The organism is Micromonospora sp. DT48 (genome assembly GCF_049844495.1).
Classification (GTDB): Bacteria; Actinomycetota; Actinomycetes; order Mycobacteriales; family Micromonosporaceae; genus Micromonospora.
Genome location: NZ_JBNCLE010000006.1, coordinates 410439 through 430651, shown reverse-complemented (window position 1 = coordinate 430651; position 20213 = coordinate 410439). Strand labels below are relative to the sequence as shown.

Annotated in this window: 19 protein-coding genes and 1 tRNA gene; 13 read left to right on the top strand and 7 right to left on the bottom strand. The window is 69.9% G+C overall.

Annotated features, from left to right (window positions below):
* Window positions 1-68 precede the first annotated feature (68 nt).
* Window positions 69-575 carry a MarR family winged helix-turn-helix transcriptional regulator gene (locus ACLQ2S_RS08005; protein WP_425701425.1) on the bottom strand — a complete coding sequence of 169 codons (507 nt, stop codon included), beginning with the start codon at window positions 573-575 and terminating at the stop codon, window positions 69-71.
* Between the two features lie 104 nt (window positions 576-679).
* On the opposite strand from ACLQ2S_RS08005, the gene ACLQ2S_RS08000 reads away from it, so the two are divergent.
* Window positions 680-1261 carry a YceI family protein gene (locus ACLQ2S_RS08000; RefSeq protein ID WP_155221767.1) on the top strand — a complete coding sequence of 194 codons (582 nt, stop codon included), beginning with the start codon at window positions 680-682 and terminating at the stop codon, window positions 1259-1261.
* Window positions 1262-1585: 324 nt separating this feature from the next.
* Complete coding sequence (locus ACLQ2S_RS07995; RefSeq protein ID WP_155221766.1) at window positions 1586-3064, top strand: glutamate--cysteine ligase; 1479 nt, start codon at window positions 1586-1588, stop codon at window positions 3062-3064.
* Between the two features lie 45 nt (window positions 3065-3109).
* On the opposite strand, the gene ACLQ2S_RS07990 is transcribed toward ACLQ2S_RS07995, so the two are convergent.
* Window positions 3110-4519 (bottom strand): hypothetical protein, encoded by a 1410-nt coding sequence (locus tag ACLQ2S_RS07990; RefSeq protein ID WP_230462897.1) that lies wholly within the window; start codon window positions 4517-4519, stop codon window positions 3110-3112.
* Window positions 4520-4641: 122 nt separating this feature from the next.
* Here ACLQ2S_RS07990 and ACLQ2S_RS07985 point away from each other — a divergent pair, with 122 nt between their 5' ends.
* A complete protein-coding gene (locus ACLQ2S_RS07985; protein WP_155221765.1) occupies window positions 4642-5331 on the top strand; it encodes a PASTA domain-containing protein in 690 nt (229 codons plus the stop codon).
* A gap of 98 nt (window positions 5332-5429) precedes the next feature.
* Window positions 5430-6269 (top strand): PASTA domain-containing protein, encoded by an 840-nt coding sequence (locus ACLQ2S_RS07980; protein WP_155221764.1) that lies wholly within the window; start codon window positions 5430-5432, stop codon window positions 6267-6269.
* 625 nt (window positions 6270-6894) lie between these two features.
* Here ACLQ2S_RS07980 and ACLQ2S_RS07975 read toward each other — a convergent pair.
* Entirely contained in the window at window positions 6895-7182 is a 288-nt protein-coding gene (locus ACLQ2S_RS07975) for a hypothetical protein (RefSeq protein WP_309223840.1), read from the bottom strand.
* A 568-nt stretch (window positions 7183-7750) separates the two neighbouring features.
* Between ACLQ2S_RS07975 and ACLQ2S_RS07970 the strand changes: the two genes are divergently transcribed.
* From ACLQ2S_RS07970 to ACLQ2S_RS07960, 3 genes are all read left to right on the top strand, one after another.
* Window positions 7751-8626, top strand: coding sequence for a helix-turn-helix domain-containing protein (locus ACLQ2S_RS07970; RefSeq protein WP_309223839.1), 876 nt, complete (start codon window positions 7751-7753; stop codon window positions 8624-8626).
* On the top strand, window positions 8602-8838 hold the full coding sequence (locus ACLQ2S_RS07965) for a DUF397 domain-containing protein (protein WP_309223838.1): 237 nt from the start codon (window positions 8602-8604) through the stop codon (window positions 8836-8838). Before ACLQ2S_RS07970 ends, ACLQ2S_RS07965 begins: the two co-directional genes overlap by 25 nt.
* A gap of 191 nt (window positions 8839-9029) precedes the next feature.
* Window positions 9030-9431, top strand: a complete 402-nt coding sequence (locus ACLQ2S_RS07960; RefSeq protein WP_155221762.1) for a hypothetical protein — start codon at window positions 9030-9032, stop codon at window positions 9429-9431.
* On the opposite strand, the gene ACLQ2S_RS07955 is transcribed toward ACLQ2S_RS07960, so the two are convergent.
* Window positions 9399-9998 carry a hypothetical protein gene (locus tag ACLQ2S_RS07955; protein ID WP_155221761.1) on the bottom strand — a complete coding sequence of 200 codons (600 nt, stop codon included), beginning with the start codon at window positions 9996-9998 and terminating at the stop codon, window positions 9399-9401. The two genes, ACLQ2S_RS07960 and ACLQ2S_RS07955, sit on opposite strands and share 33 nt — an antisense overlap.
* A gap of 221 nt (window positions 9999-10219) precedes the next feature.
* Here ACLQ2S_RS07955 and ACLQ2S_RS07950 point away from each other — a divergent pair, with 221 nt between their 5' ends.
* Entirely contained in the window at window positions 10220-12094 is a 1875-nt protein-coding gene (locus ACLQ2S_RS07950) for a S8 family peptidase (protein WP_155221760.1), read from the top strand.
* Between the two features lie 60 nt (window positions 12095-12154).
* On the opposite strand, the gene ACLQ2S_RS07945 is transcribed toward ACLQ2S_RS07950, so the two are convergent.
* The 3 genes from ACLQ2S_RS07945 to ACLQ2S_RS07935 all read right to left on the bottom strand — a co-directional run bounded on the left by ACLQ2S_RS07945 (window position 12155) and on the right by ACLQ2S_RS07935 (window position 14214).
* The gene (locus ACLQ2S_RS07945) at window positions 12155-12952 is read right to left on the bottom strand and encodes a WecB/TagA/CpsF family glycosyltransferase (protein WP_155221759.1); all 798 of its coding nucleotides are present in this window, start codon (window positions 12950-12952) and stop codon (window positions 12155-12157) included.
* Window positions 12949-14064: an NAD-dependent epimerase/dehydratase family protein gene (locus ACLQ2S_RS07940; protein WP_155221758.1), complete on the bottom strand. Its 1116-nt coding sequence runs from the start codon at window positions 14062-14064 to the stop codon at window positions 12949-12951. The genes ACLQ2S_RS07945 and ACLQ2S_RS07940 overlap by 4 nt, the downstream gene beginning before the upstream one ends.
* Before the next feature lie 64 nt (window positions 14065-14128).
* Window positions 14129-14214, bottom strand: a tRNA-Leu gene (locus ACLQ2S_RS07935).
* Window positions 14215-14446: 232 nt separating this feature from the next.
* Here ACLQ2S_RS07935 and ACLQ2S_RS07930 point away from each other — a divergent pair.
* Genes ACLQ2S_RS07930 through ACLQ2S_RS07910 form a run of 5 tightly spaced genes read left to right on the top strand, consistent with a single transcriptional unit; the run spans window position 14447 to window position 20213 of the window.
* On the top strand, window positions 14447-15256 hold the full coding sequence (locus tag ACLQ2S_RS07930) for an FhaA domain-containing protein (RefSeq protein WP_093409193.1): 810 nt from the start codon (window positions 14447-14449) through the stop codon (window positions 15254-15256).
* A 6-nt stretch (window positions 15257-15262) separates the two neighbouring features.
* Window positions 15263-15751, top strand: a complete 489-nt coding sequence (locus ACLQ2S_RS07925; protein WP_155221757.1) for an FHA domain-containing protein FhaB/FipA — start codon at window positions 15263-15265, stop codon at window positions 15749-15751.
* Window positions 15748-17196, top strand: a complete 1449-nt coding sequence (locus ACLQ2S_RS07920; RefSeq protein ID WP_155221756.1) for a PP2C family protein-serine/threonine phosphatase — start codon at window positions 15748-15750, stop codon at window positions 17194-17196. Before ACLQ2S_RS07925 ends, ACLQ2S_RS07920 begins: the two co-directional genes overlap by 4 nt.
* 27 nt (window positions 17197-17223) lie before the next feature.
* Window positions 17224-18711, top strand: a complete 1488-nt coding sequence (locus tag ACLQ2S_RS07915; RefSeq protein ID WP_375335383.1) for an FtsW/RodA/SpoVE family cell cycle protein — start codon at window positions 17224-17226, stop codon at window positions 18709-18711.
* On the top strand, window positions 18708-20213 hold the full coding sequence (locus tag ACLQ2S_RS07910; protein ID WP_425701424.1) for a peptidoglycan D,D-transpeptidase FtsI family protein: 1506 nt from the start codon (window positions 18708-18710) through the stop codon (window positions 20211-20213). The genes ACLQ2S_RS07915 and ACLQ2S_RS07910 overlap by 4 nt, the downstream gene beginning before the upstream one ends.

Below are 20213 nucleotides of genomic sequence, written 5' to 3'. Positions count from 1 at the left end.
TGGCTGTCGGCGCGAACACCGAGGGTTCGCATGGCGGCCGAGATGTCGTACGGCATCGCGGGTATCGCTCATCTCCCCTCGTCGCACTCGGTCGACGTCTCGTCGTTGCCACTGCCGGCGGTCGCGCAGGGGTGCACGGCGTCGCGTACCCGGCGCAGTCCGCTGAGCAGCGCGTCGAGTGCGGCTGGGTCGAGTTGCCCGGTGAACCAGTCCTCGATGAGCTGCAGGTGTCCGGGCAGGCTCTCGTCGAGGCGGCGCAGTCCTGCGGGCGTCACGACCGCGTACGAACTGCGTCGGTCAGAGGGGCAGGCGCGGCGAGTGATCAACCCGTCGCGTTCCATCCGGTCCACCACGCGGGTCACGCCGCTGGTGGACAGTGAGGTCTGGGCGGCGAGATCCGTCATCCGCAGCTGGTTCGCGGGTGAGCGGGTGAGTCTGGTCAGCACCTCGAACTCGACCGGTGACAGACCGTGCTCCTCCAGTTGCGCGGCGAATCGCGCGGCCAGCCCGGCGTGTACCTCGAAGAGCAGGCCAACCGCCGTGATTCGAGGATCTTCGAAGGCGTTCGCGTTCACAGGTACATCGTACCAATCCTTGACAGCTGGAATATTGCCGAAGGTATAGTTGTTGAAGCAGCTGTTGTGCTACTCAACAATATCTTCCCGGAGGGCAGTTTCTCATGACCAGCAGCACCGACCCGGTTACCCGCGAGTGGAACGGCCTCACGATCCCCGCAGCCGGCACCTACCTGCTGGACGCGGCGCACAAGCGAGTCGGCTTCGTCGCCCGACACATGATGGTAAGTAAGGTCCGCGGCGACTTCGCCGACGCGAGCGCCACCATCACGATCGCCGAGGAGCCGCTGGAGTCTACGGTCTCCGCCACCATCCAGGCCGCGAGCATCAACACCGCCCAGGCGGACCGGGACGCGCACCTGCGCAGCCCGGAGTTCCTCGACGTGGAGAAGTTCGCCACGCTGGAGTACCGCAGCACCGGTGTGAAGTCCCACGAGGGCAACGAGTTCGTCCTGGCCGGTGAGCTGACCATCAAGGACGTGACCCGCCCGGTCGACCTCAAGGTCGAGTTCGAGGGCGTCGGCCGCAGCCCCTTCGGTCAGGACATCTTCGGCTTCTCGGCGAGCACCGAGATCGACCGGGAGGAGTTCGGCCTGACCTGGAACGTCGCCCTGGAGTCGGGTGGCGTCCTGGTCGGCAAGAAGATCAAGATCGAGATCGAGGGCGAGGCGATTCGCCAGTCCTGACCCGCATACCCCGACAGGCCCGCGCCCGCACCGCGCGGGCCTGTCGGCTGTCCGGGTACGGCTCCTCGTCCCGGCCGCTCGCAGGTGCGAATTGTCACAACCTGTTCTTCGACGAATACCGAGGGCCCGACGAGGCGGCTGGGTAGGTAGTCGGGCGGGAGTGATCGACCTGGTCCGTGTCGGTGCCATCGGCCTCAACGGCGAGGCGGGCGGCGGCAATAGACCGGCCTTCGGGGTGGCCTGGCTCGACGTTTCCAGCGAGTATGGTTCACAGTGCGCTCCGAAGCGGCACCGTTTCGTGGGCGTCGCGCGCCGGGAGGAAACATGGGCAGGGACGTCGATCGAGCCGCCTTCTCCCGTGAGGATCGGATTCGGTACCGGCAGAAGGTCCGTCGCTGCCTGGACGTGTTCGCGCTGATGCTCGACGACTTCGGCTTCGACGCCGACCGGCCGATGACCGGTCTGGAGATCGAGCTGAACCTGGTCGACCCGGCGGCCGAACCAGCCATGCGCAACGAGGAGATCCTCGCCGCGATCGCCGACCCGTTGTTCCAGACCGAGCTGGGGCAGTTCAACCTGGAACTCAACGCCAACCCCCGGCTGATCTCCGGTAACGGGTTCGCGGACTACGAACGCGACCTGTGCGCCAGCCTCAACCGCGCCAACGAGCGGGCCGCGCGGTCGGACACCCGGATCGTCCTGGTCGGCATCCTGCCCACGTTGAACGAGCGACACCTGGTGGCGGACAACCTCTCCACCAACGAGCGGTACCGGGTGCTGAACGACCAGATCGTCGGGGCCCGGGGCGAGGACATCGAACTCGACATCCGAGGCGTCGAGCGACTGCGTACGCACAACGACTCGATCGCGCCGGAGGCGGCCTGCACCAGCCTCCAGTTCCACCTCCAGGTGGCACCGGACAGCTTCGCCGACTACTGGAACGCCTCGCAGGCGATCGCCGCCGCCCAGGTGGCGGTGGGTGCCAACTCGCCCTTCCTGTACGACCGCCAGCTCTGGTCGGAGACCCGAATCGCCCTGTTCGAACAGGCCACCGACACCCGGCCGGACGAGTTGAAGACCCAGGGCGTACGGCCTCGGGTCTGGTTCGGTGAGCGGTGGATCACCTCGATCTTCGACCTCTTCGAGGAGAACGTCCGCTACTTCCCGCCACTGCTGCCGATCTGCGAGAGCGAGGACCCGGTGGAGGTCCTGCACGCCGGTGGCGTACCCGAACTGGCCGAGCTGCGACTGCACAACGGCACCGTCTACCGGTGGAACCGACCCGTGTACGACATCATGGACGGTCGCCCGCACCTGCGGGTGGAGAACCGGGTGCTGCCGGCCGGACCGACCGTGGTCGACATGTTGGCCAACGCGGCCTTCTACTTCGGGCTGGTCCGGGGCATGGCCGAGGCCGATCGGCCGATCTGGAGCCAGCTCACCTTCAGCTCCGCCGAGGAGAACTTCCACGCGGCTGCCCGCCGCGGCATGGACGCGGTCCTGCACTGGCCCCGGCTGGGCGATGTTCCGGTGACCACGTTGGTGCTCGACACGCTGTTGCCGATCGCCGCGGCCGGTCTCGACGGCTTCGGCGTCGCCCCGGCCGACCGGGACCGGCTGCTCGGCATCATCGAGCAACGCTGTCGTACCGGCCGCAACGGTGCGGTCTGGCAGACCACCACGGTGTGGGCCGCCGAGCGGCAACTGGGTCTGGATCGCCGGGCCGCCCTGCACCACATGCTCCAGCGTTACGCGGAGCTGCAGTACACCAACGAACCGGTGCACACCTGGCCGCTCGACTGAGCAGCCGTGCCGGGCCCGTCCCGAAGTCACCTTTCGCGGCGGTGATTAGCGGCCCCGGCGCTGTTGCCGGCCGCGACCCCCGCCACTGCCCTGGGGCGTCGTGTCGTCGCCGGAGGGCGACGGGTCGCTCTCCGTGCCCGCCTCCACCGGACTCGGCTTCGTCGTCGAGGACTTCGGTGCGGGCGACTTCTTCGATGCGGATGACCTGGCTGCTCCCGGTTCGGCCGGTGCCAACTTGGATGTGCCGGAGGTTGGTGCGGGCTTGGACGCGGCGGGCGTCGGTGCGGGCTTGGACGCGGCGGGCGTCGGTGCGGCGTCCGTCCGGGGCTCGGTCACCTCGCCGGCTGTCGTCCCGGCCCGGGGTCGGGTACCCGGCTCGGAACGGTCGGTGTCCGGATCGGACGCCTCGGTGAGGCGGTCGGTGTCCCCGACCCGTTGCCGGGGCAGCACCGGAGCGGCGCCGGGACTGCTCGACCGGCTCTGCGCGAGCCGGGCAGACCGTTGGGCGAGCGCCGCCAGCAGGACCGACCCGCCGATGCCGACGATCACCGCGTACGGGGCGATGAGGTGGGCGGACACCTGCTCCGGGCTGATCGCCGTGAGCCTCGGCACGGCGAGGAAGTACGCGATGGCCACCAGCAGCGGTCCGGCGGCACCCGAGGCGGTGGCACCGACCCGCCGGTCGGCCGTGCGTACTCCGCTGCGAGCGGCCAGTGCGCCGATGATCAGCGCCGAACCGAGCGACAGCACCGCACCGGGCCAGTAGAAGTAGTCCCGGATCCAGAACTGGTCGCTGCCGGAGCTGAGTTGCCAGATGCCGAGCTGTGCGGTGGTCAGCCCACGACCGGCGATCACCGAGTCGACGACGGCGATGACCGCGAGCAGCCAGAGCCAGCCAGCGGTGGCGATGACGTTGGTGGCGGCGGCGCGGCACCGCAGCGTCCAGACCGCCACGAGCGTCCCGACCAGCACGCCGACCGCTGCGTACCCGGCGGCCATGTCCCGGGGAGACGGGGTGTCCGGCACCACCGCGACCCGGGCCGGTACGGCGACCAGCAACACCGTGATCAGTGCGCCGAGCCCGGCGGCCACGGCCAGGGCGATCCCCCACAGCCCGCCACCGGCCGGCTTGACGATGGCGGCGGGCGGTTCACCGGCGGGCGGGACCGGCGCATCGGACGCCGCTGATTCGTCGACCACGGCGTCGGGCGGGGACGCGGCCTGACGGCGGTCGTGCAGCCGTTGCGCGCAGACCGCACCGAAGATGGTCGAGGTGGCAGCGATCCAGGTGGCCCAGATCAGGCTGGCCACCCAGGCCGCCGTACCGACGGTCGCCTCGTCGGGTGCCCAGTTGAGAATGCCCAAGCCGTACCCGAAGCCCAGTTGGGCGGCCCCGGCACCGGCTGCCACGCCGCACGCGGTGGCGATCGATCCTCCCCAGCCCTGTCTGGCCATGCCGGGCAGCGTAACGTCCTGTGGTCGGTGCGGCGAGTTGTGCGCGGGCATCGACCGGCAACGGTTACGGACAGTGCTTGGCCCGGATCGCTACGGTCGCGGGTTATGAGGTGGTGGGCGGGATGACGGACGGGACCACGGGTGGGCGGCCGGGACGCGGTGACACCGGCCCGGATCGGACGAAACTGATCATCACTGGTGGGGCCGCTGCCGTACTGCTCGCCATCATCGGTGGGACCGGCGGGTGGATGCTCGCCGGCGATCACGCGCGGCAGGACAAGGTGGCATCCGATGCCATCGACGCCCCCACCCCTACCCCCGCCGTTCGCAGCTCGCCACCACGGGAGCGGCCCAAGCCGACCGTCTCGGCTTCGCCGAGTAGCAGCCCCAGCCAGTCGCAGCCGAGCGGACTCACCGTCCCGGACCTGGTCGGCCTGGACTTCGAAGAGGCCCGGGACGAACTGCGGAAGCTGGGCCTGGGCTGGCAGCTCATCTTCGGCAGCGGTGACAGTTCCAGCGTACGCAGCACCGACCCGGCCCCGGGCACGCCGGTGCGACGCGGTGTCACCGTCAAGGTCAACGTGGCTGGGGCGGCCCCACCGAACGAGGTGCCGGACCTCGTCGGTGAGGCGTGCAACGAGGCGGGAGCCGAACTCGTCGAGGACGGCTTCTCCCCCCGCTATCCCAACGGCCGCTCCGGCACGGTCACCAGGCAGCAACCGGTGAGCGGAACGGTCGGCAGGTGGAACGACGTGGTCCAGCTCTGGTGCGGCGCGCCGCAGAGCGAGGAGGACAGCGCTCCGGCCCCGTGACGCGGACCCGACACGCTGATGCCGACCGATGACCGGCGGAACCGCTAGGTTGGCCGTCAGGGGCCTGTTGCCCGCCCGACCGGCGGAAAGGACGTGCCATGAGCGACGACCGCCAGGAGCCGACCGACGGGCAGCCGGACGACCGGACCCGCCCGATCCCCTCGGACAGTCCAGACGAGACCGCGCCGTTGGGGCGTACGCCCGACGAGTCGGCGCGGGCGGCGGACGAGACCGCGCCGCTGGGGCGTACCGCTGACGAGACCGCACCGCCGGACCGGGCGACCGACGGGCCGACGCCGCCCCCCGACGCCACCGCGCCGCTGCCACCGACCCAGCGTTCGGCGGCCTGGTCCGGTCGGGCGGAGGTGCCCTCGGTACGGCCGGGAGCGGACCAGGAACTGACCGGCGACTGGTACGCCGACGAGCAGCCCGGCCGAGCGTGGTGGCTACCGATCCTCTGGGGCATTCTGCTGTTGCTCCTGCTCGCCCTGATCGGAGGCGGTTTCTGGCTGGCGAGCCAGGGCCTGCTCGACGACGACGGGCCGGCCTCGGAGTCGCCATCGCCGACCACCCAGGCCACACCGACGACGGCATCGGCCTCGCCGACCACCGCGTCCCCGTCGGCGTCATCACCGCCGCCGACGAGCGCCGCCCCGGCGCTGGTGCCGGTACCGCCGCTGGTCGGGTTGCCGGAGGCTGCCGCGCGGGCGGCGTTGGACGGGCTCGATCTCGACTATCGGGTGGAGTACCGCCCGTCGGATCAGACGCCGGGAACCGTCGTCTCCACCGACCCGGGGGCCGGGGAACTGGTGGAGCCGGGTGACGAGGTGCTGCTGGTGGTCGCCACGGCCAGTCCGAGTCCGTCGCCGACGACGGATGAGCCGACGCCGGACGAGCCGACGACCGAGCCGTCCGTCACGACGAGCCCCACCCCGTGATCGCTGGCGTCACACATGCGGCGTCTGGTGCCCACCAGTCCGAGACCGGCGAGGGAGATCGCCAGTCCGAACACTCCGGACCAGAAGAGTGAGCGGCGCAGTTCCTCCCGGCGGTGCTCATCCGTGGCCTGGGCGGGCGCGCCCTGGTCGGTGCGGTAGGTGGACTGCCCGGAGCCGCCGTTCGGGTCCGCCGGTGCGTCGACCGACCGCTCGTAGCGGCCGTCGTACGCGTAGGTGTCCCATACCTCCCCGGCCGGTGCGTCGGGCTCGACCGGTTCGCTCTCCACGACGGTGATCTCCGGGGCCGGTACGGGCTCGGCCAGCCGGGTGGACGACAGGGCGGGATCGCGGCCCAGCACCACCAGGGTGACGGCACCGAGCAGCACCAGGAGCCCGAGGGTGTAGGCGATACGGGACCGGTGAGGCTCCCGCGCGGACATATTGACCATGGCCATCCCAGATTCGGGGTCCGGGAGGCGCGGGGTGGAGACATGCCGGGGTGGGCACACCGATTCTATGTCGGCGGCACGCCCCCCGAATCCTTTTCACCTCGAACGAAGGCGGCGTGTGGCGGACCGCCGGGATCGCCGGCCCGCCCCGCCGACCAACTGGGCGGTCGCGCTGCTCAGCGCACCCGAACCGGAGTCCGTACGGTCGGTCGGCGTGCCGTACGCACCGTGTGTGGACGCGGCTGCGGAGCGGCCTGGACCTGCCGTAGCCCGGCCCGCTGGACGAAGATCGAGCGACGGTCGACCGCGTCCCCCGCCGCGTTCAACTCGTAGCCTTCGAGCCAGAGCCAGCCGTCGTAGGTGGGCCGGTCGAGCACCCGGATGACCCGGAACAGGATGGGTTTGCGGAACTGGACACTCGCCGCGCGAGTCACGTGCAGTACGTCACCGGAGCGGGGAAGCACATGGGCTCCTGGAAAGTCGGCCGGCGGGGAAGGGGCCGGCGAAGGACGATGGGGGGGTTGTCGCCGGGCTCCGGCGTCGAGATCGTGTCTCGGGGACCGGGGTCGGCTGGCTCGACCGTCGGTGTGGGGCCGCTGGTGGGAGGCTCCGACGCGATCGGTCGGCTGATCAGGAGGTGTCGCCGTGGCTGTCGCCGACAGGGTTGGGCGAGTGGCTCCCGATCCCGAGGGCCGTGTTGGCAGCTGACGGCCGGGAACGCCGATGACCCACCGCTCCACAAGCTTGATCACTCGTGGAGACGGATCGGAGACGGTCAGTAACCCGGGCCATAGGGACAGAGTGCATGAGGAGCGTGCGTCATGCAAGTTGCACGTCGACTTTTGCCGATACGTGAGCGGCTCGCGCGAAACGGCGCTTGAACGCGTTGGCACCCGGGCGGCACACTGAGAGCCGGCTTCGCCGCCGCGGCCGGCCGAGGACCGGCACCACCCACGCCGCGAACCCTCGCCGGGGAGGATCGCGCCACGGGCGAGTGGTGACAGGGGCGCGTCGAAGCGGAGAGGTGACACGGTGAGCGAGCGGCGCAGCCCGACCATCCGGCGGCGCCGGCTCGGCGCGGAGTTGCGCCGCCAGCGCGAGTCCGCCGGGATCACCATCGAGGCGGTGGCGGAGCAACTGGAATGCTCGGCCTCCAAGATCTCGCGCATCGAGACCGGCCACACCACGGCGACTCCCCGCGACGTTCGGGACATGCTCCGGATCTACGGAGTGGTCGGGGCGGAGAGCGACGAGCTGGTGCAGATCGCCCGTGAGGCGCGGCAGAAGGGCTGGTGGCACCCGTACAGCACGGTGCTGGTCGGGGCGTACGTGGGCCTGGAGGCGGCGGCCAGTTCGATCCGGGCGTACGAGCAGCAGGTGGTGCCGGGGCTGCTGGAGACCGAGGACTACGCCAGCGCCATGATCCGCGCGGCCCGCCCCGATTTCAGCGCTGATCAGGTGCAGCAACGGGTGCGTGTCCGACTCGGTCGTCAGTCGTTGTTGTCCCAGGACGATCCGGTCGATCTTTGGGTGGTGCTCGATGAGGCGGTGTTGAGCCGTCCGGTGGGCGGGGATGCGGTCATGCGTGACCAGCTCCTGCGGTTGGTGGAGGTGGCCCAGCTGCCGAACGTGACGCTTCAGGTCCTGCCGTTCGAGGTGGGGGCGCACGCCGGCATGGACGGCACCTTCACGATCCTCAGCTTCCCCGAACCCGGTGATCCGGATGTCGTGTACGCGGAGAACGCCACGGGTGGGCTCTTCCTGGAGAAGAGCGACGAACTACAGAAGTACAGCTTCATCTTCGATCACATTCGAGCAGCGGCCAAGCGTCCGGAGGAGTCTGTCGAGTACATCGCGAGACTGGCAGAGGAGCCGTTGTGGAAGTGGCGACGCAAGGATTCTCCGTGAACCTGGCGCAGGCGACATGGTTCAAGAGCTCGAAGAGCGGGCCGAACTGTGACAACTGCGTCGAGGTGGCGTACGTGACCGGGGCGGTCGGCGTCCGGGACTCGAAGGACAAGGCCGGACCGGCCCTGGTCTTCGCGCCGGGCAACTGGCACGCTTTCGTCGCCAGCACCAGGGACGGCGCGTTTCCCGGGCCTGACGCCCAGGGACGGTGACGACGGATCCCCGTTCGGCCACTGGCCGAACGGGGATCCTGCTGTTGTCGGCCGAATCGCGTGGCCTGTCCCCCAGGGGTGCTCCGCCCGGCTGCCGTCGCTACATCGTGCCCGTCTCGTTGTACCTCTCGGTACGCGCTGGTCGACATCCCCCCGGCAGGGCGGGTAACCGAGCGAGGCAGGCGAGACGGATGACGAGTATCGGTTCGGAAAACCTCACCAACGGGCCGGGGAAGCCGGAACGGTTTGGCGGGAAGTATCGCGGGGCTCGGCGGGACACCGTACTGACCGAGGTGGTCTCGACGGAGACCGAGCACACGGGCCGGGAGACCCAGGCCGCGACGGAACAGTCGCCGCCACTCACCCTGCCGTCGTTGGACCCGAACCCGCTCACCGAGCCGTCCTTCCCGGCTGGCGGCTGGTCGGCGGCGGACGACGGATCCCTCGTGGACCACCCACTGCTACGCGGTCTGTTGATGGAATTGCCACCGAAGGGCAGCGTACCGCCGCCCGGGTGGCTCGACCGCTGGTTCGAGGCGACCAGGGCGATCCTGGAGCTGCTATATGTGCAGGGCGCGAGCCGGGCGCGGTGACGACACCCGCTCGGGCATGGCCCGCTCGGCCAGCCGGTTGTGACGCAACGCGTGTCGTACGCCGATCGCCGCGACGACCAGCGCCGCGACGGTGATCACCGGCCCGGTCGCCGCCGGGCCGAGGAACTGGCCGGCACCGCCCGCCGTGGCCACAGCCGGCAGTAGCGCCAGCCCGGTCACCTGCAACGGCAGTCCCACCAGCGGGTGCGCGGCGGCGGCGCGCAGTCCGTGCGGGGCGGGCGTTCCGGAGGCGACGGCCAGCGTGCCGGCTCCGGCCCACAGCCGGCGTAGCCGCCGCACCGTGCTGACCGCCACCAGCAGGGCGGGGACGGCAGCCAGCGCCAGCCCGTCGGCGGCCCGGTCGGCGAGCGTCGGGCCGACGGTGGTCAGCCCGGCGACCGGCAGAGCCACCAGCAGACCGAGCCCGGCCAGCGTCAGTACGAGCAGCCAGCCGGTGCGCTGGCGCAGCTCGCGAGCGTGGTTCAGGCGAGGGAGCCCCTCTGCGAGATAGCCAGCAGCCCACCAGACGGCGGCGACCGGAAGCAGGAGGGCGAGATGGCTCTGCATGCCCATCAGCCTTGCCCGATTTCCGGCCCGCCGAATCCGGGCCCACCCCCCGTTCGCCCCTGGACCGCCCCCGTAGGGGGAACCATCTCGTCGATGTTATGAGGGATCCGACATGTTTAACTGTCCGCGCACATCCAACTACCCTCACCGTGATCGGCATTCATCGATCAATCTGTCACGAGCAGATGGACGGTCGATGCCGGTCGGAGGGAGGTAGGAAGATGGCTCTTCCACAAAGGTCCGTGTTCGTCGGGCTGGCCGCGCTGGCCATGGTGGCGGCGGCTACGCCGGCCATGGCGGCCGAGCCGGTCGGCACCATCCGAAGCGCCGGCGGCGCGACCGCCGTCGAAAACAGCTACATCGTCGTGTTCAAGGACAGCGAGGTCAGCCGTAGCGCCGTCGGCTCCTCCGTGGACCGGCTGCTGCGCCGGCACGGCGGCGAGACCGCCCGGACCTACAGCGCGGCCGTCCGGGGCGCCGAGCTGCGCGTCAGCGCGCGGGCCGCAGCGCGGATCGCGGCGGACCCCGCCGTCGCGTACGTCGAACAGAACCACGTCGTATCCATCGCGGGCACCCAGACGAACCCCCCGTCCTGGGGCCTGGACCGAATCGACCAGCGGAACCTGCCGCTCAACAACTCGTACACCTACCCCAACACGGCCACCAACGTGACCTCGTACGTCATCGACACCGGCATCCGGACCACGCACTCGGACTTCGGCGGTCGGGCGATCTGGGGCACCAACACGGTCGACACCAACAACACCGACTGCAACGGTCACGGCACGCACGTGGCGGGCACGGTCGGTGGCTCGGCGTACGGCGTGGCCAAGGCGACCCGCCTGGTGGCGGTCAAGGTGCTCAACTGCTCCGGCAGCGGCACCAACGCCGGTGTCATCGCCGGCGTCGACTGGGTCACCGCCAACGCGGTGAAGCCGGCCGTCGCCAACATGAGCCTGGGCGGCGGGGCGAACACCGCCCTCGACAACGCAATCATCAACTCGATCAACTCCGGCATCACGTACGCGGTGGCCGCCGGTAACGGCAACTCCCTCGGCCAGCGGCAGAACGCCTGCAACTACTCGCCGGCCCGCGCCGAACCGGCGATCACCGTTGGTGCCACCCAGAGCAACGACGCTGCCGCGAGCTTCTCCAACTACGGCACCTGTGTGGACATCCTCGCCCCCGGCGTGGGCATCACCTCGGCCTGGCACTCCAACGACACCGCGACGAACACCATCAGCGGCACCTCGATGGCTTCGCCGCACGTCGCCGGGGCGGCGGCCCTGGTGCTGTCGGCCAACCCGACGTGGAGCCCGCAGCAGGTCCGCGACTACCTGGTCAACAACGCCACCCCGAACGTGATCTCGAACGTGGGCACCGGTACCCCGAACCTGCTGCTCTACGTGGTCAACGGCGACACCCCGCCGCCGGTCAACGACTTCTCGGTCTCGGTGTCGCCGACCTCCGGCTCCACCGCGCCGGGCGGTTCGGTGACCACGACGGTGGCCACCGCCACCACCAACGGGTCGGCCCAGTCGGTCAGCCTCTCGGCCAGTGGTCTGCCGTCCGGAGCGACCGCCTCGTTCAGCCCGGCCACCGTCACCTCCGGCGGGTCGTCCACGCTGACCATCAGCACCTCGGCCAGCACCCCGGCCGGCACGTACTCGGTGACCGTCACCGGTACCGCGGCCTCCGGCTCGAAGAGCGCGACGTACTCGCTGACGGTGACCGGCGGCAGTGGCGGTGGCTGCTCCGGGACCAACGGCACCGACGTGGCGATCCCGGACGCCGGCTCGGCGGTGACCAGCTCGATCACGATCTCCGGCTGCAACCGGAACGCCTCGTCCTCCTCGAAGGTCGCGGTGAACATCGTGCACACCTACCGTGGCGACCTGGTCATCGACCTGCTCGCCCCGGATGGCTCGTCCTACCGCCTGAAGAGCAACAACATCCTCGACTGGAGCCCCAACGTCAACACCACCTACACGGTGAACCTGTCCAGCGAGGCGGCGAACGGCACCTGGCGTCTCCAGGTGCGCGACGTCTACGGCGGTGACACCGGCTACATCAACACCTGGACGTTGACCCTCTGACGTCCGGACAGCGACGAACGGGCCCCGGCACAGCGCCGGGGCCCGTTTCGCCGGGTCAGGTCAGACCGCGAACTCGGTCGGGCGCTCGGTGGCCGGCGCGGGCGGCCGGGCCTTCCACAGCCCGGTCTTCTGCGCCAACAGCCGGCCCAGGTACGCGGGGTTCAGGATCACGTAGCGCCGCCACAGTCGCTTGGGCTCCAGGCCGAGGCGCCAGAACCACTCCAACCCGGCGCGCTGCATCCATGGCGGCGGCTGGCGCAGCAGCCCGGCGTGATAGTCGAAGGCCGCGCCGACCGCCATCATCGGCATGTCCAACAGCGGGCGCATCGCGTACGTGAAGATCTCCTGCCGGGGGCAGCCGAGCCCGACCAGGACCAGTCGAGCCCCGCTGGCCTTGATCCGTTCGGCGATGTCGGCGTCCTCGCCCGGCTGCACGCTACGGAACTTGGACGCCTCCACTCCGGCGATCTTCAGCGCCGGGAACATCCGCTCCAGCTCCGGGATCAGCCGGGCGAGCGTCTCCTCGGTCGAGCCGTACAGGTAGACCGGGAGCCCTTCGTCGGCGAAGCGGGAGAGTACGTGCAGGGTCAGCGTCGGACCGTAGACGCGATCGGTGAGCCCGGCACCGTGGAGCAGGTTCAGCGCCCAGCGCACCGGCTGACCGTCCGGGGTCACCACGTCGAAGGAGTTGAGCCGGGCGTTGTGCGCCGGGTCCAGCACGCCGGTCATCACGCCGTGCACGGCCAGCGCGGTCAGCGCCAGCGGTCGACGCTCCTGGGCGGCGGCCACGACCCGTTCGGTGGCCTCGGCGTAGGTGGTCGCGTCGACCAGGACGCCGAGCACGTTCTTCTTGGTCATGCCCCCGGCACCCACTTGTCCACGTTGGCCTCGTAGATCTCTCGCATGATCATCGGTACGTCGTACACCTGCTTCCAGTCCGGGTAGTCGGCCTGGAACGCCTCGTTGGAGCCGATCCACCACTTGTGGTCGCCGATCCGGTTGGCCTCGACGTACTCGGTGATCATTTCCTGGCCGGTGATCTGCTCGGCCAGCGCGAACGCCTCCCGGTTCGAGGTGTTCGAGTGCCGACCGCCGCCGAGGTTGTAGACAGCGGCCGAGCGGGGACTGCGGAAGAACGCCTCGAACGCCGAGACCACGTCCGAGCTGTGGATGGCGTCGCGGACCTGCTTACCCTGGTAGCCGAAGATCTTGTAGGTGCGGCGCTCCATGTTCGCCCGCATCACGTAGCCGAGGAAGCCGTGCAACTCGGTCGCGGAGTGCGCCGGCCCGGTCAGCGTGCCGCCCCGGAAACAGGCCGTCTTCATGTCGAAGTAGCGGCCGTACTCCTGCACCATGATGTCCGCCGCGACCTTCGAGGCACCGAAGATCGAGTGCAGGCAGGCGTCGATCGACATGTCTTCGCGGATGCCCTGCTCGTACGGGTGGCCCGGCTCGATCTCCCAGCGGGTCTCCAGTTCCACCAGGGGGAGGCTGTTCGGCCGGTCGCCGTAGACCTTGTTGGTGGAGCAGTGGATGACCGGGGCGTCGATGCAGTGTTCCCGCACGCTCTGCAGGACGTTCAGGGTGCCGGCGGCGTTCACGTCGAAATCCGTGAACGGGTCGCGCACCGCCCAGTCGTGCGAGGGCTGCGCGGCGGTGTGGATCACCACAGCCACATCCCGGCCGTACCGCCCGAACAGCGCGCCGAGCGCCGCCCGGTCCCGGATGTCGATGCTGTGGTGGGAGTACGCCCCACCCAACTCGTCCGTCAGCCGGCGGACGTTCCAGGCGGTGGACGCCTCCGCGCCGAAGAACTCCTGCCGCATGTCGTTGTCGATACCGACCACGTCGAGACCGAGGCCGGCGAAATGGCGGACCGCCTCAGAGCCGATCAGACCGCCCGACCCGGTCACGAATGCGACACTCACGAGCCACTCCTGGTGCGTCGGAGGCAGAAACCATCGGAGCATAGCGTGACGTCCGGCATGCCCTGATACGGAGCGAGGGCCCCGCAGCTGCGGAGCCCTCGTCTTGTGGTGGGGAAGGGGGGAGTTGAACCCCCACGTCCTTTCGGACACACGGACCTGAACCGTGCGCGTCTGCCATTCCGCCACTTCCCCGTGGCTGGACCCTGGTTGAACGTGCGTCTGAACCGGGGCTTCGCCGATCACCGGCGGGCCTCGGCCATACTACGTGACCTTGGTCTGTTGCCGCGAATGGCTTTCGCTGCTCACAGCGGTTACCGTTCGTGGCGGACGAAAGAGTAGCACGACAATCAGGGGCCGTCCGAACGGGCCGTGGCCTGCCGGCCGAGCGGCGTGTGAGCTGCGTGCGCTCTGGACGGATACCATCATGTCCTCGGGACCCGAGGAGGAGCCGGTGAGCGTGCTGCAACGCTTCGAGAAGCGTCTGGAAGGCCTGGTCGAAGGAGCTTTCGCCAAGGTCTTCAAAGGGGTGGTGCACCCCGTTGAGATCCTCAACGCCATGCAGCGGGAGGCCGAGGCACACAAGGCCATCCTGGCTGGTGGGCGCACGTTGGTGCCCAACCGCTACGTGATCGATCTCTCCCCGTACGACCACAGCCGGCTGGCGCCGTACGCCGCCGCACTGGCCCAGGAGCTGGCCCAGTCGCAGGCGGAGTTCATCGGCGAGCAGGCCTGGACGGTCTACGGGGATGTGATCGTCGAGATCGAGCGCGGCGAAGGACTGGACACCGGTATGTTCCGGGTCACCGCGGAGGTCTACACCGGTGGCGAGGTGGCCCCGGTCTCCGCCCCCGGCTACGACGCCGGTCCGCCCGGCTACGACGCTGGCCCGCCCGGATATCCGTCGTACGACCAGGGTGGTGGCTACGGTCCGCCTCCGGGTCACGGCGGGGGCCGCAACATCCGGCTGGTCTCCGGCGACGGCCGCACCTATCCGCTCCAGATGGGCTCGACCGTGATCGGTCGGGGCGACCAGGCCAACCTGCGCCTGCCGGACGTCGGCATCTCCCGGCGACACGCCCGGCTGGACTTCGACGGTGGCCAGGTCGTGCTGACCGACCTCGGCTCGACCAACGGCACCATGGTCAACGGCCAGCGGGTCTCCGCCGTGGCGTTGAACCCCGGTGACATGATCCAGCTCGGTACGACCACCCTGACCTTCCGCGTGGACGGCTGATCCGCCTTGCCGGAACTCGTGATCACCGTTGCCCGGTTCGGATTCCTCGTCCTGCTGTGGATCTTCGTGTTCACGGTGGTCGGCGTCATCCGCCGGGACCTCTTCGCGGGGGCCCGGTCGGGTCGACTGGTGGCCGCGCCCCGGATGGTGGGCGCGTCGACCGGTCAGGCGACGGCGAAGCCGGCGAAGGTGAAGCGGGGGCGGGCGGCGCACCAACTGGTGGTGACCGCAGGCCAGTTGGCCGGCACTCGGATCACGTTGGGTGAGGCGCAGATAACGATCGGTCGGGCCGAGGACTCCACCCTCGTCATCACCGACGACTACGCGTCCGCGCGACACGCCCGCCTCGTGCCGCGTGACGGGCAGTGGTTCGTCGAGGACCTCGGTTCGACTAACGGCACGTACCTAGATCGCGCTAAGGTCACCGGACCAACCCCCGTTCCCCTCGGCGTGCCGATCCGCATCGGCCGCACCTCTCTCGAATTACGGCCATGACTCTGACCCTGCGCTATGCGGCCCACAGCGACCGCGGTCTGATCCGAGACGGAAACCAGGATTCCGTCTACGCCGGACCGCGGCTACTCGCCGTTGCCGACGGCATGGGCGGCATGGCCGCCGGTGACGTCGCCAGCAATATCGTCATCGGTGCCATGGCGCCGCTGGACGAGGACGTCCCCGGTGACGCCCTGGTCGACGCGCTCCGCTCCGCCGTGGGCACCGCCAACCAGCAACTCCGCGAAACGGTGGAGGCCAACCCACAGTTGGAGGGGATGGGCACCACGCTGACGGCGACCCTCTTCTCCGGCAGCAAGCTGGGCATGGTCCATATCGGCGACTCGCGGGCCTACCTGCTGCGTGACGGAGAGTTCGCGCAGATCACCAAGGACGACACCTACGTCCAGATGCTCGTCGACGAGGGCCGGATCAGCCCGGAGGAGGCGAGCAGCCACCCGCAGCGTTCGTTGCTGACCCGGGCCCTGGACGGCCGCGACATCGACCCGGAGTACTCGGTCCGCCAGGTGCTGCCCGGCGACCGTTATCTGATCTGCTCCGACGGCCTCTCCGGCGTGGTGAGCGCGGAGACCATCGGCGAGACCATGCGGGAGTACGCAGACCCGCAGCAGTGTGTCGAGCGGCTCGTCCAGCTCGCCCTGCGTGGTGGCGGTCCGGACAACATCACCGTGATCATCGCCGACGCCACCGACCGGGACATCGTCGAGGCGGCGCCGATCGTCGGCGGTGCCGCGGCCCGGGACCGGGGGATGGCCACCTCGGCGGACGTCTCCACCCCGGCGGCTCGTGCCTCGGCGCTCTCTGCGCCCCGGCCACCGACCCCCGAAGAGTCCGCCGCGAACAACGACGACGAGCCCGAGGCACGTCGCCGTCCGCTGCGTGCCCTGGCGATGACGACCGCCCTGATGGTGCTCGTCGGTGGCGGGGTGTTCGCCGGCTGGAGTTATACCCAGCGTCAGTACTACGTGGGCGCGACGGAGAACGGCCAGGTGGCCGTGTTCCGTGGCATCCAGGGCCAGATCGCCGGAGTGGATCTCTCCCGGGTGCACTCGGAGAGCACCGCGCAACTGGACGACCTCACCCTGGCCGCCCAGGAGCAGGTCAAGCAGGGCATCCCGGCCAAGAGCGAGCCGGACGCGGAACGGCGGCTGGCGGAGCTGACGATGGACAGCCCGACGAACGTCAACCTCAAGCCGATCTGCCCGCCGACTCCGAGCCCCACCCCCTCGGTGGTGGATTCGCCGTCACCGCCACCGAGCGCCCCGGCCGGCTCGCCGAGCCCGGTGGGCAGTACCGCACCGAGTGGCGAGGCCACGGCCTCGCCGCCCGTCGACGCCTCCACCGCCCCGGACAGCACCCCCGACGCGCCGCCCGTCGACACCTTCACGCCCACGGTCGATCCGGCGGCCTGCCGGTCGCCCGAGTAGGCCACCGGCTCCGACCCGAGGACGAACGTGACCGCACCGGCCACCCCGGCTTCCTCGCCCGCGACCGCGGGCGAGCGGCCCGGCGTACGCATGGCCCGGTCCCGGCGCAACGCCGAGCTGTCGCTGCTGCTGTTGGCGATGGCGCTGGTCGCCGCGTACGGGGCGATGGTCGAGGCGAAGGTGCTCGACACGGTCACCCCGGGCTTCTGGGTGCCGGCGGCGACGCTCACCGCCGTGTTCCTCGGCGTGCACCTGGTGATCCGGTTCCTGGCACCCTTCGCCGATCCGGCCCTGCTGCCGGCGGTAGCCCTGCTCAACGGGTTGGGCGTCGGCTTCCTCCGCCGCCTCGACCTCGCCAAGGCGGCTCCCGAGGAGCGAGCGGATCTGGCCATCTTCGCCGGCATCGGCGGCCGACAGCTCGCCTGGACGTTGATCTCGGTGGTCCTCGCCGCCGGGCTGCTGGCGCTGATGCGCGATCACCGGTCGGTCTCCCGGTACGCGTACACGCTGGGCCTGGCGGGCATCGTGCTGGTCATGCTGCCGGCGGTGCTGCCGCCCAGCATCTCCGAGATCAACGGCGCGAAGCTCTGGGTACGCATCGGCAGCTTCTCCATCCAGCCCGGCGAGTTCGCCAAGCTCGCGCTGCTGGTCTTCTTCGCCTACTACCTGGTGCGCAAGCGCGAGGTGCTGTCGTTGGCGAGCCACCGGTTCCTCGGCATCGACTTCCCGCGTGGGCGTGACCTCGGCCCGGTGCTCGTGGTCTGGGCGATCAGCCTGCTGGTCCTCGTCTTCGAGAAGGACCTGGGCACCTCACTGCTCTACTTCGGCATGTTCGTGGCCACGGTCTACATCGCCACCGAGCGGGTCAGTTGGCTGCTGATCGGCCTGGTCCTCTTCTTCGGTGGTGCCTATCTTGCGTACGTCCTCGGCGACGCGGTGGGCGGTCCGTTCGCGAACTTCTACCTGCGGGCGCAGATCTGGCTCGACCCCTTCGCCCAGCCCTACGACGACGGTTACCAACTGGTCCAGGGACTGCTCGCCCTCGGCTCGGGCGGGCTGTTCGGCGCCGGGCCGGGTGGTGGCCAGCCGCTGTTGTTGCCGGAGGTGCAGAACGACTTCATCTTCGCCGGCATCGGTGAGGAGATCGGCCTCTTCGGCCTCTCCGCGCTGCTGGTGATCTACCTGCTCATCGTCGAGCGGGGTCTGCGGGCCGCCCTGGCGGTTCGGGACTCCTTCGGCAAGCTGCTCGCCGGTGGCCTGGCGTTCACCCTGGCGCTCCAGGTCTTCGTGATCGTCGGCGGGATCAGCAAGCTCATCCCGCTGACCGGCCAGACCACGCCGTTCCTCTCCGCCGGTGGCTCCTCGCTGATGGCGAACTGGCTGCTCATCGCGGTGCTGTTGCGGGTCTCCGATGCCGGCCGTCGCCCGGTCGACGGAGTCGGCGGCAGGGTGACTCGGCCCTCCGGTCCGCCCGAGCAGCTGCACGGTGCCCCCACGGAGGTGATCAAGCCGTGAACGCACCCCTGCGCCGGGTCGGCGTCGTCGTCATCGTCCTGTTCGGGCTGCTCTTCGCGAACCTCAACTGGATCCAGGCGTACAAGGCAGACGAGTACCGCACCAGCGACTACAACGGTCGGGTCCAGGTCGCCAAGTACGACCGCAAGCGCGGCAACATCGAGGCCGGCGGTACCGCCCTGGCGGTCAGCAAGGAGACCGACGGCGAGCTGAAATACCTGCGCACCTACCCGGGCGGCGGCAAGTACGCCCACGTGCTCGGGTACGAGCCGGTCAACGGGTCGGCGACCGGCCTGGAGCGGGCCGAGAACGACTTCCTCGCCGGCACCAGCGACCAGCTCATCGTCAACCGGTTGCGGGACATGGTCACCGGCGACACCACCGCTGGTGGCAACGTGCTGCTGACCCTGTCCAAGCGCGCCCAGGACACCGCGTACGACGAGCTGCGGAACAACAACCGTGGGGCGAGCAAGGGTGCGGCGATCGCCCTCGACCCGGCCACCGGGGCGGTGCAGGCGTTGGTCTCCATCCCCAGCTTCGACCCGAACCCGCTGGCCAGCCACAACACCAACGAGGCCACCTCGGCGTACAACAAGCTCGAGAAGGATCCGGCACGCCCGCTGCGGAACCGGGCGCTCGGCGAGGTGCTGCCACCCGGCTCCACGTTCAAGATCGTGGTGGCTGCGGCAGCGCTGGAGAACGGGATCGGCACGGAGACGAACATCCCGGCCGGGCCCAGCTACACCCCGCCCACCTCCGGCGAGGCGATCACCAACGCGGCGCCGTCGATCTGCCCGCAGGCACAGGTCACTCTGATGAAGGCGGTCACCGACTCCTGCAACACCGGGTTCGCCAAGCTCGGCGTGCAACTCGGTGCCGACGTGATCAAGGAGAAGGCCCGGCAGTTCGGGTTCGAGCAGGAAGACCTGACCGTCGGCCGGCTCGGCGAATCCGGCCTGGGCGTGGCGGCCAGCCGCACCGGCAGCATGGCGAACCCGGACGGCGGCACCGACCCTGCGGCACTGGCCCAGTCCTCCATCGGCCAGCGTGACGTGCGGATGACCCCGTTGCAGGGAGCCCTGATCGCTGCGGCGGTGGCCAACGGCGGCAGCCAGATGCGGCCGTACCTGGTGCGTCAGCTGTTGGCACCGGACCGCACCACCGTCTACGACACCGCCAACCCGCGCGAGCTGCGTCGGCCGGTGAGCGGCCAGGTCGCCGCCGACCTGCGGGACATGATGGTCAGCGTGGTGCAGAACGGCACGGGCCGCAGCGCCGGGATCAACGGCTACACCGTCGGCGGCAAGACCGGCACTGCGCAGTCCGCGCCGGACCGCCCCGACCACGGCTGGTTCATCGGATTCGCGATCGACTCCGACGGCAAGCCGGTCTCCGCCGTCTGCGTCGTCCTGGAGGAGGCCGGTAGCGGGGGCAGCGCCGAGGCCGCCCGGATCGCCGGCCAGATCATGCGAGCCGCCATCGCCGACCCCGGGGGGCGCTGA